Origin of the sequence: Marivirga sp. (assembly GCF_024636815.1) — a bacterium.
GTDB lineage: Bacteria > Bacteroidota > Bacteroidia > Cytophagales > Cyclobacteriaceae > Marivirga.
The window spans coordinates 1-11,880 of sequence record NZ_JAGXGF010000234.1; the positions used below are offsets into that span (position 1 = coordinate 1).

Sequence of the window (11,880 nt, forward strand, 5' to 3'; positions counted from 1 at the left end):
AAAATTGGGACGAAAATCTTCATCGGTTTGATTTGCTATTGGAGCAACTTCCTGCTCATTCTTTTTATCTTTATTTTCTTTGCAGGAAAAGAGGCTTGCGGAAATAATTGAAAGGACTATAATAAAATTTAATTTTTTCATATCTGTTTTGTTTTCTATTGGTCATAACATGTCCCGATAATCCGGGATGTAATTCGCATATCCCTGCATGCCGGCAGGTTCACTGGTGTTTACATCGAGGTTGTGTTATGCTCATTACATCTTTCTTATTTTTTAAAAGACAGGATTAAAAACCAACGCTTAAAAATAAGGATATAGTGGCATTTATTTTCTGATTTGTTTCCAGACACAGCATTTCGGTTTTAATTTATTTAAGAATTAGCTGCTTGTATGAAAATTACAGGATTCAAGTCAAAAACGCAACTTTTAGTTAAACAATATACATTCCTATTTAACATTTAAGCTAAATAGGAATGTATAATAAGTAATTACTTATTAGTAACCTGGATTCTGTAGATATAGCCCTCCGGTAAAATCTATTTCCCTTTGTGGAATTGGATAATACTCATCACGTCCTGCAGTAAACTGAGCATTCGTGAGAAAATCTTTTCTTGTTTTCTCAACAGCTAAATAAGCGTTAAGAACTGGTTCTGCCATTCCCCATCGTACTAGGTCAAAGAACCTTGGTCCTTCCATACCAAACTCTAATCTTCTTTCAAACATTAACGCTTTAAATGCATCAGGTTGAGACATTCCCATAGGGTACATACCCACATTGTAAACGTTTGATGCCCCGGCAGCTATTTGCCTTTGCGTACTTTCTGCTGCCCGTGTCCTAATTTGATTAATTATAGCTATTCCGGCATCTGCCTGACCTAATTGAATCAATGCTTCCGCTTTAAACAATAACACATCGGCATAACGTATAAAGTCAATATTTTTAGATGTTCCAACAAATGGCCCTTCTTTTACATAACATGAACAATCCGGAGCTTGTTGTTCTTTCATATTACCAAAATAGCCATAAACACCTGGGTCTCTGGCCCAACTAAAATTGTAAACCATATCACCATCTTCATTTACAGTGTTACGATATTTAAATGGACGTCCCGGGATTCCAACTGTATGGTCAATTCTTGGGTCTAAAGTAATACCGGAAGCAAGAGGCGCTTTTCCCTCATTATCTATGGTATTAAAAATATTTGAATCGTTAAAGGTATCCAATAACGGAAGCCCGTTAGTATCTGTTTTAAATGCATTTACCATATTCTGGCTAGCAAGGTGAAAGCCGCAGCAACCATAAAGGGGTGTTCCATGAGGCGAATTTAATCCTGTTACATAACTCACCCTACCAGAAGTAGTACCATCGTTTATTGAAAATTGTACAGCCCAAATAGATTCTGGCCCATTATCAAAACCATCTAAATAATTATTTCCAAAATCAGCCTCTAAAGCACCAGTTACATCATCAGCGTAATCAATAACTTCTTGTAATTTTGCAGCATTGATATTAGTTACTTGATGGGTGTCATTTTGCTCATAAGCTTGATATAAACGCAATTTGGCTAAATATGCTGCTGCTGCATTCTTATCGGCTCTACCAACCTGATCCTGAGCCTGCGGCAAATTGTTATAAGCAAACAAGAAATCATCAGCAATAGTATTCCATAAAGCGTCATTATCAACATCATTTGAAGTTAGAGCGATCTCTTCTGCTGTTAAATCTTCTGTTATATAAGGAATTTTTTTAAATAACATCTTAAGCATAAAGTGTGAATGTGCTCTTAAGAAACGCAATTCAGCTTGCCTAATAGTTTTATCAGCATATTCACCATCTGGAATTTCATTAATTACAGATAATGCAAAATTAGCTCTTGAGATAGCTTTATAGAAGTCTGTCCAGGTTCTCGGTGCCATCCAATCACCCATGTCTGGTACGGTTAGGTTGTATTGCTCATATTTATCTATAACATCAACATCACCTCTACCACCGCCACCTTTATAGGCATCATCGGAGCGTACACTACCATAAACCCATTGATGGGTTAATGGGCCAATCATTTCATCATTGCCTATTCCCGCATAAGCAGCTATCACTAATGACTCTGCATTCTCCGCAGTTGCAACATTTTCATTGGATAATACCCCTTCTGGTTCGTATTCTAAAAAATCTTTGCTGCAAGCAACCAAAATGAATGTTGCCAAAATACAGCCGATTATTTTTATATTTCTTTTCATGATTTTTTATTTTAAAAATTAATATTTACACCAACAGATAATGTTGTAGGTACTGGAATTCTATTTACGTCTATACGTTCTGGATCTGAACCGATATAATCTTTAGGTGTAAACCAAAATAAATTCTCTCCCTGACAGTAAACTCGTAAGCCTGTCATGCCTGCCCATTTGCTAATTAAATCTTCAGGAAAAGAATAACCCAATTGCATGGTTCGCAATTTAAAATAGGAATTCTTTCTATAAACATAGTCGTTGTCTCCTCCAATATTATTAACCAATGACAATGAAGGAATATCGGAGCCAGTATTGGATGGTGTCCAGGCATTTAAAACTCCCGGAGCTGCATTTTCACGACCTTGCGTGAAATTATTCCAGAAAATATATGGATCGGTACCTATTCTGCCAGCAACTCCTGATCCAAACATTGAAAAGTCAAAATTCTTATAGTTTAAATCGATTCTAATACCATACTCCAAGTCTGGTAAAGTATTACCAATAAAATCACGATCATCACCATCTATCTTTCCATCATTATTTAAATCGACAAACTTAATGCCTCCCGGTCTGGCATTGCTTGTTTGTACACCCCCATTTGGATGTGCATCAACCTCTGCCTGACTTTGAAATAATCCTTCAGTTTTATAACCAAATATTGAAAATTGTGAGTGTCCCAGGATAGAATTATCTGCAGTCCCCGGAAAACCTGCAAGAACATCTGCTGGTAAAAAGGTGATTTTATCTTGAAAAGCCCCAAAATTTGTGGAAACACCAAAACTAAAATCGTTTGATATTGATTTTGAATAACTTAATGCTAACTCCCAACCGTTGGTTTCGGTAGTAGCACCATTTAACACACGTTGCTGCCCTTCTCCTAACACAGATGGAATTGGTGGTGTGGTTAAAATGTCACTGGTTTCCCTGGAAAAATAATCGAACGAACCAATAACCGCACTATTGAATAAACTAAAATCAACACCGTAATTCCATTCTTTGGTTGTTTCCCATTTTAAGTCTGGATTCTCTGCTTGTGTAGAAACAAATCCAGATGGTAAATTACCGGTGTTATTACCATTTATGTCATAAGCCGTACCCACATTGTAATAAATTTCAAAAAAACCACCTGTAAGTTGTGCCTGGTTTAGCCCATATCTTGCTTCATATAGTCCAAAACGAGCTACATTTCCAATTTCTTGGTTACCAACTTCACCATAACCAACGCGAACTTTTAAATCTGAAACAATTCCTTGTTCTGGAAAAAAGTCTTCGTGACTAATTTTCCATCCCACGGTTGCTGCAGGAAAGATTCCATATCTGTTGTTTTTTCCAAATCGTGAAGAACCATCTCTACGTAATGTGAAGGTTGCCAGGTATTTATCGGCATAAGAATAATTCAATTTTCCAAACTGGGAAAACAAACTATATTGGGTAGAAATCCCATTACTTGTTCGTGCGCCTGTACCGGCATTCAATACAAAATAAGATTCAGATTCTACCGCGAAATCATCAGCTTGAGCAAATACTGTATCGAAATCTTCTCTAACAGATTCTATTCCCAAAAGCAATCCAAATTTACTTTCTCCAAACTCCAAATTATAATTTAGAACATTAGAAAAAACAAGCGATGAGAATTTATTGGTATCATAAATAAGTCTATTATTACTTCTGGTAATAAATCCATTAGATACTTTGGTCTCAATATTTTTCTTTTTAAAGTCACTAAAATCAATACCTAATGTAGATCGGAATGTTAAGTTCTCGAGTATTTGCAATTCAGCATAAACACTTCCAAAGAAATTATTTTTTTCGGCATTATCCCATCTATTCAAATATTGCATAAGTACCGGGTTGTTACGATCTGAATATCCAGCTCCTAATGGGCCAGCAAAATTACCATTGGCATCATAAACCGGAATTGTTGGTGCCAAAGTAATGGCCAAGCCTGGAGTTGGAGCACTTCCAACGTCTGGAGTAGCTAATGTCTCATCAGATGTAGAAAATTGGGTGTTTACGCCAAACTTAAGTTTATCATTGAACAACTTGGTAGAACTATTAAGTTTTGCGGTATACCTGTCATAATTTGTATATTTAAGCATACCTGTATTTTTTAGGTACCCCAAATTAATGAGTAAAGAAGATTTTTCACTGCTTGCTGTCACCGTTACTTCATTGTTGAATACATAACCTTTTTCATAGGTAGCATCTTGCCAATCTGTATCACCAGCTGGGACATTAGGGTCTCCTCCAACAAAAGGTTGTACAGTCACACTATTAAGAACAGGGTTATTAAAATCGCCATTCCAATCAAAATTGTAAATTTCGCCATAACCACCGGTTGGGTCAGCTCCATCATTTACAGAAGCGCGCCAAAGAGCCTCTCCTCTTTGTTGAGCATTTAACATATCATAGCGTTGGTTTTTTTCTGATTGAACTGATATATTAGAGTTTATACTTACGGTTAATCGTTCTCCTTTTGATCCAGTTTTTGTTGTAACCACTATAACTCCATTTGCTGCTCTTGAACCATACAATGAAGACGCTGAGGCATCTTTAAGTATTTGTATTGATTCAATGACATCAGGGTTTAAGCTTGCAAAAACTTCCTGACGTTTAGTTGGCACACCATCAATAACATACAATGGGTCATTATTGCCTAATGTAGTAACACCACGAATTAATATTTTGCTACTTGACCCAGTTGGGTCACCAGATTTTTCAACAAACAAACCAGGCACTCGCCCTTGAAGTGCTTGCATAGCATTACCTGAACTTAAACTTTGCCCTTCTACAGGGCCAAGATCAACAACGGTAATGGCGCCGGTAATATCCACTTTACGTTCTTTACCATAACCTGTTACTACAATTTCGTCAAGCGAAGCTGCATCTACGACCATTCCCACGTCTATTACAGAACGTCCATTAATTTGTATTTCTTGAGCTTTGAAGCCTATGAAATTAAAAATTAATGTATCATTTTTATCAGCATTTTCTAAGACATAATTTCCGTCAAAATCGGTGATCACCCCCTTGTTTGTATTCTTCACTTGAACCGTGACTCCTCCCAAAGGCATGTTATCATCGACTGAAATTACATTACCAGAAACTTCAATTCCCTGTGCCCAAATGCATATGGGCAGAAACAGGAATAAAATAAATAAGAATTTAGTTGTTTTCATATTAATTGAATTTTAATTGGTTAATCTTTAATTTTTCGATTTTAAATATCGTTTTACCCGCTGCAGAAAAGGTCTCGAAGGGAGCAATAGGAAAGAAAATCTCCGTCATTACGGTTTCTCCATTATCAAAAAACAGTTCAATGGAGGTTTTGTCCAGAACGATTTTAACTGATATCTTTTCCGATTTTGAAGTCCGCGGAGCTATGGAAACTTTATTTGCAAAGTCTTCGTTAAAGCTTGTGATACCGGATTTTTTACGGTCTAAATAAAACTGATTTTTTGGTTTGTCAAATCCGAATTTTAAGGTGTCTCCTTTTTGATTGCTCAGGCGAAACTCATAGTTCTCATTTTGTGAAAGTGCGAACTCATATTTAATAATTGCTTTTGCTAAATCTATGTTGGCAGAAGTGGCAATTTTCACGGTGTTTTCAACCTCAATCAATTCTTTATCATATGTTTTAGATATATAATTTCCTAATTCTTCCACCGGCAGCGAATAGACCCTATATATATCCCCAACTTTTTTCAATCTAAGTTCACGGGCCACGGTCATGGCACCTCGCCAGGTTTCAGTGGGAACTTTGTTAGCATATTGCCAATTGGACATCCAGCCCATAAAGAGTACACGCCCATCAGAATCGGGGATGTTGGACCAGGTTACCCCTGCGTAATTATCTTTTCCATAATCTATCCAATGCTTGTGTTTTTCAGAAAGGTTTTCCATTGATGGATCTAATTTGAATTTTTTTCCGTCAAAATCACCCACAAAATATTGAGTGCCGGAGCCTCCATTGTAACCACCGGGACCTAAGCTTTGAATAAGTATCCATTTCACTTCATCTGAATTTTCTACCTGAATAGGGAAAAAATCAGGACATTCCCAAACCCCTCCATGAGCGCCAATTCCTTTTCCAAATTCAGAAAGCAAATCCCAATCCTTTAAATTTCTAGACCCATAGAACATGGTTTTATCATCGGCGGCAAGTACCATAAGCCATTGCTTATGTTCCATATCCCAGGTGATTTTAGGATCCCTGAAATCTTTTATTCCGGGGTTGTCAATAACTGGGTTACCTTCATATTTTGTCCAGGTTGTTCCTTCATCCAGACTGTAGGCAATTGCCTGTGTTTGAAAATCTTCACGACCTTCTTTTTCACCCACTGGATCGTGATAGGTAAACATTGCGATTATGGGCGGGGTAGATCCATCTCCAAAACCTGAGGTGTTTTCCATATCTACCACTGCACTACCAGAGAAAATATATCCCTTTTCATCGGGTTCAAGAGCTATTGGTAACTCACGCCATTGTACCATATCGGTACTAACTGCATGACCCCAGTGCATGGGTCCCCATACATTACCATCAGGATAATGTTGAAAAAATAAATGATAGTAACCATTATAAAAGAACATCCCATTTGGATCATTCATCCAACCCGTTTTAGGGGTGAAGTGAAAATTAGGCCTGTAAAGTTCTTCTTCCGAATGGATACTATCGACACTCTGTGAAGTGTCTTGTTTTTCCTTAGGTGTTTGATTACATCCAATAAATACAAACAATACTGACCATACAAAAATTAAATTTTTCATTTGGTTACATTTTTTTTGATTAATATTTTACTAAGCACTTCTAATGGGACCCCTTTAGTTTCAGGCATCATAAAAAACACAAACAATAATTGGAAAACCATCATAATTGCAAAAAACAGGAATACAACGCCAGCCCCAATAGTTGTAAATAATATTGGCACCAATGAAGGTATGATAGCCGCTAATATCCAGTGCACACTACTACCAAATGACTGGCCGGAAGCCCTTAGATGATTTGGAAAGATTTCAGATATAAATACCCATATTACCGCACCTTGACCTATAGCATGTGCTGCAATAAATAAAAACAAGAATATAGGAACCGCCATTCCCGTCCATCCCAATAAAAAAGCCATTGCCACAAGCGTTAAAGAAATAATATAGCCAACAGAGCCTATATACATCAATTGTTTACGACCAAGTTTATCAATGAGGAAGACCCCCAATAGGGTGAAAACAAGATTTGTAACACCTATACCTATACTGCTTAATAGCGCTGTTTCTTCACCCAATCCAGCCTCTTCAAAAATTCTAGGTGCGTAATACAGGAATGCGTTAATCCCTGACAACTGGTTAAAAAATGCAATGAAAAATGCTAACATTAATGGAAAGCGGTACTTTTTAATAAAAATGGTTTCCCCAGGCAAATCCCGTTCATTTTCTGAAGAAATTTCCATCATTAACTTTTCAGCATCTTCATCTGGATTAATTATTTGCAATACCTTTATAGCTTCCTTATTCCTAAATTTTGAAATAAGCCATCTTGGGCTTTTTGGCACACTAAACATGAATATTGTATAAATCAATGCAGGAAAAGCCTCTATACCAATCATCCACCTCCAATCGTTTTCTCCTATACCGCTTAAAAGATAATTGGATAAAAAAGCGACCAAGATTCCAAATACTATATTAAATTGGTATAAAGCTACAAGGCGACCACGCTTTTTTGCCGGTGCGATTTCCGAAATATAGGCAGGAGCAGCGATGGTTGATGCACCAACACCCAGGCCTCCAATAAATCTAAATACAGCAAAAGTCCAGGGGTCATTTGCCAGGCTAGAACCAATGGCAGAGATCGTATATAAGACACCTATTAATATTAAGGTGTTTTTTCTTCCCCACTTATTGGTTGGGAATCCTCCTAGTATAGCACCTACAACAGTTCCCCAAAGTGCCATTGCCATAACAATTGCACCATGAAAAGCATCAGATGAGCCCCATAATAATTGTAATTTTTTATCTGCCCCTGATATTACCACAGTATCAAAACCGAATAAAAATCCTGCTAAGGCTGCTGTTATTGACCAAATTAAAATTTTATTCATAACATAGTTTATTTGCGTGAAAGCTAAACTATGCTTAAAATTCTTTTTGGGGTTTTAGGAATTCTTCAAATAATTACAAAATTGTTAAATTATCTTAAAATAAGTTTGGAAGGCCTATGAAGTGTGGCTTTAGGAGGGAAATATTCAATTTACTAAAACGTTGTAGTTTTAAAATTGATACCATTTCTTAAGAGATGTTACCTTGTTTTCTCGATTGCGAAAACGATTGAAGTTAATAATTCATTAAATTTTGAAACTTTTAGGGGAGATCCCATATTTATTTTTAAAAGAAGTCGAAAAATATCCTGGGGAGGAGTATCCCACACTATAGGCAATTTCAGAAATATTTAAAGTTGAGTCCTGTAGAAGGGATTTTGCTTTACTTAATCTTTGTGAATTAATATATTCACTAATACTTAAACCTATAAGTGCCTTTACTTTTCTGTACAACTGGACTCTGGAAATATTAAGTTGGTGGGCTAATTCTTCTACGGAAAAGTCAGGATTTTTTAAATTATCAGCGATAATTGCGTTCAGTTTTTTCAGGAATACCTGTTCCGAATTATTGAATTTTTCATCTTTTACCTGGTCGATCTTGTTGGTATAGTAATAGCGTAATTTCTCACGGTTATATAATAAAGATATAAGTGATTGTTTGAGTACTTCAAAGTTGAATGGCTTTGTCATAAATGAGTCTGCTCCCGCCTTAAGCGCTATAATACGGCTTTCTTCATCACTAAGAGCAGTTAAAATAAGTGTTGGGATATGGGAGGTTCGAAGATCTGCTTTTAACTCGGTACAGATTTCGAACCCGCTTTTCTCAGGCAAATTGATATCACAGATTATTATATCGGGGATTATTTCAAGTGCTTTTTCTATTCCATCGGTTCCATCAGAGATATGAACATTAAAATCGTTATTTAATTTTCGCTTTAGAAGTAAAGCGAGGTCATCATTGTCTTCAATAATCAGAATTGTTTCGGCGTCCTCCCTTTCAGCACACATTAACTCATCTACTTGCATGTCGATATCCGGAATAATGTGATTTGATGCCGACACATGAAGATCCTGCATTTTTTCTGAAATGCTTAAATCTTTAAAATGATTTTTTCCTTTTAAAAGAGATATACTGAATTCTGATCCCTGTTTTGATGTTACTGAAATCTCTCCCATATGCAATTCTACAAACTGCTTTGTTATAAAAAGCCCCAAACCAGAACTAGACTTGATGTTATTGGTTGCCTGGATAAAAGGCTCAAAGACCTTTTCGTTTTCTTCCCTTGGAATACCTATCCCGGAATCTTTTATTATCACCTTTACTTTTTCAATAGAAGCATCTTCAATTAAGATACTTATTTTTCCATTATTGGGAGTAAATTTAAAGGCATTGGATAGTAAGTTAAAAAAGACTTTATCCATCATATTCCTATCAATATAAATTTCAAGTTCAGGATTAACTGCTCTCAATTCAAATTCAATTGATTTTTTTATGGCCTCTGTTTTAAAATCTTTGTAAATACTTTCTATAAACCGGTGGAGATTTGTTCTCACAGGTTTAATTTGAAATGAGTTGCTCTCCAATTTCCTGAAATCCAACAATTCATTTATAAGTCGCAAAAGTCTTTTGGAATTGTTACTAATTAATTTAGTCTCAAATGAAAAATCCTTAAGATTTCGGTTGTTTGCAATTGATTCTATGGAACTGGTAATCAGGGTTAGTGGGGTTTTGAATTCATGTGAGAGGGCAGTGAAAAAATTGATCTTATATTCGTTGGAAATCTTTAATTTTTGGGCAAAATTTTCAATCTGATTTCTTTGAATGGTTATTTTTTGGTTGTTGAGTTCTAGTTTCCTTTTGCTTTTTTTAATGATAATAACTGAATAGATGCTGTAAATAGCCAGGGATAATAAGAGCATTAAAAGAAAAGTCATCACCTTGATCAAATTGTTTTGATTCTTAAAGGTTTTTATCTGATTTCTAACGATGGCTTGTTGTTGTTCTATATCATTTTGCTGCTGATTCATTTTGTCAAATTGATTCTGCATAATATCTACATTTACAGAATCAATTACCACCGTGCTTAAAATATTGGTTTTGCTCACAGATTTCCCGTCAAGAATTTGCCTTGCTAGTTTAATAGCTTCCGTACCGCCTGTTGGGTAAAGAATAGTTGCGGCAAGTAGATTATCTTTCACAAATTGAATTCCTTCATTTGGCCCAAAAAGACCATCAACCCCTATGATTTTTATTTGATCCTCCAGGGACCTTGACTTTAAAACTTCCCATGCTCCCAAAGCCATTCTGTCATTATGGGCAAAAATGTAGTTTGGGGGAACTATAGAGTCCAGCAAATTATTTAGCTGAGTTTTGACTGATGTCTTCTCCCAATCGCCATTTACGATACCAATAATTCTTATATTGTTAAACGGTCTCAGCACTTCATTAAATCCCTGACTTCTCTCATAAGCTGGGGAAGAGCCCTCAAGACCTTTGATTTCTAAAATATTTGCAGAATCTTTTAAATGTGAAATTATATATCGACCGGCGTTTTTACCTATTTCAATATTATTTGCTCCCAGATACGCTGTAAAATTACTTCCGGAAATCTTTCTGTCAATTATTATCGTTGGGATACCCGCATTCATAGCTTTTTCTATAACTGGGGTTAGGGGAATTGACTGAATTGGGGAAACAATAAGTACATTAACCCCCTCTTCAATGAATTTTTCAATTTGTGAAATTTGTAGTTGAATGTTATTTTCTGAATCCCTAATTTCCAAACCAATATCAGGATACATGGACACCTCGATTTCCATGGCCCTATTCATTTCCCTTCTCCAGTTATCTGTAGTCATCGCCTGGGAAAATCCAATTTTATAATTTTGTTGAAATTCTCCGGAAGTACAGGAATTCAAAAAAATTAAAATCATAAAGATGTAAAATGTAGTCTTTAAAATTAATTTCATCGGTTAAAGTTTGATGTTTTGAGTAAATAATTCATTCATAAAATTTTGAGTACCTAGATTGCCTTAAGTGAAGGAGCTAACTATTATAGGGGTGATACAAGACATTGAAATATGTTCATACAAACAGCTGATTTCTTAATTATCTATACTGTTTTGATTAATGATAGTCCAATTCTATTTTTTCTTTGATTCAAGGTACTTCAAACTTTTAGGCACTTTAATTACTAATTGGTTGCTGTTTTGGAAGTCCAACTATTAATTTTTAAACAAAAGTTTATTATAGGTAATATTGATTTAATCCTGGAAAAATATAAATCTGCCTTAAACAAAGGTAGCTAATTATTACTTTTCATCCACCTCATTTATGACAGGTCTCCATTCCATTGCACCTCATCTTTTTTTAACCTATTTCAACATTTATTTATAAGTCCGGCACCATTTTTTTTTGCATCTGCTTAAAAGGGAAATATGAAGAAGGTTTAAAGTTCCCCTAATCAAATCAACTACAGTCATTTCTCAATTTCATTTAAATTATAATTAATTTATGTTAAGGTGTTAAACCTATTTTAAAAAAAATTGCTGAAGG

General features: G+C 35.6%; 5 protein-coding genes. All 5 read right to left on the reverse strand.

Annotation, left to right across the window (positions count from 1 at the left end; all coding sequences use genetic code 11):
• Positions 1–495: 495 nt before the first annotated feature.
• A complete protein-coding gene (locus Q0L29_RS16890; RefSeq protein WP_296623563.1) occupies positions 496–2,238 on the reverse strand; it encodes a RagB/SusD family nutrient uptake outer membrane protein in 1,743 nt (580 codons plus the stop codon).
• 11 nt (positions 2,239–2,249) lie between these two features.
• Complete coding sequence (locus Q0L29_RS16895) at positions 2,250–5,411, reverse strand: TonB-dependent receptor (RefSeq protein ID WP_296623565.1); 3,162 nt, start codon at positions 5,409–5,411, stop codon at positions 2,250–2,252.
• 1 nt (position 5,412) lies between these two features.
• Positions 5,413–7,002: a glycoside hydrolase family 32 protein gene (locus Q0L29_RS16900; protein ID WP_296623567.1), complete on the reverse strand. Its 1,590-nt coding sequence runs from the start codon at positions 7,000–7,002 to the stop codon at positions 5,413–5,415.
• A complete protein-coding gene (locus Q0L29_RS16905) occupies positions 6,999–8,339 on the reverse strand; it encodes a sugar porter family MFS transporter (RefSeq protein WP_296623571.1) in 1,341 nt (446 codons plus the stop codon). Before Q0L29_RS16905 ends, Q0L29_RS16900 begins: the two co-directional genes overlap by 4 nt.
• Positions 8,340–8,570: 231 nt before the next feature.
• Entirely contained in the window at positions 8,571–11,294 is a 2,724-nt protein-coding gene (locus tag Q0L29_RS16910; protein WP_296623569.1) for a substrate-binding domain-containing protein, read from the reverse strand.
• Between the last annotated feature and the right edge of the window lie 586 nt (positions 11,295–11,880).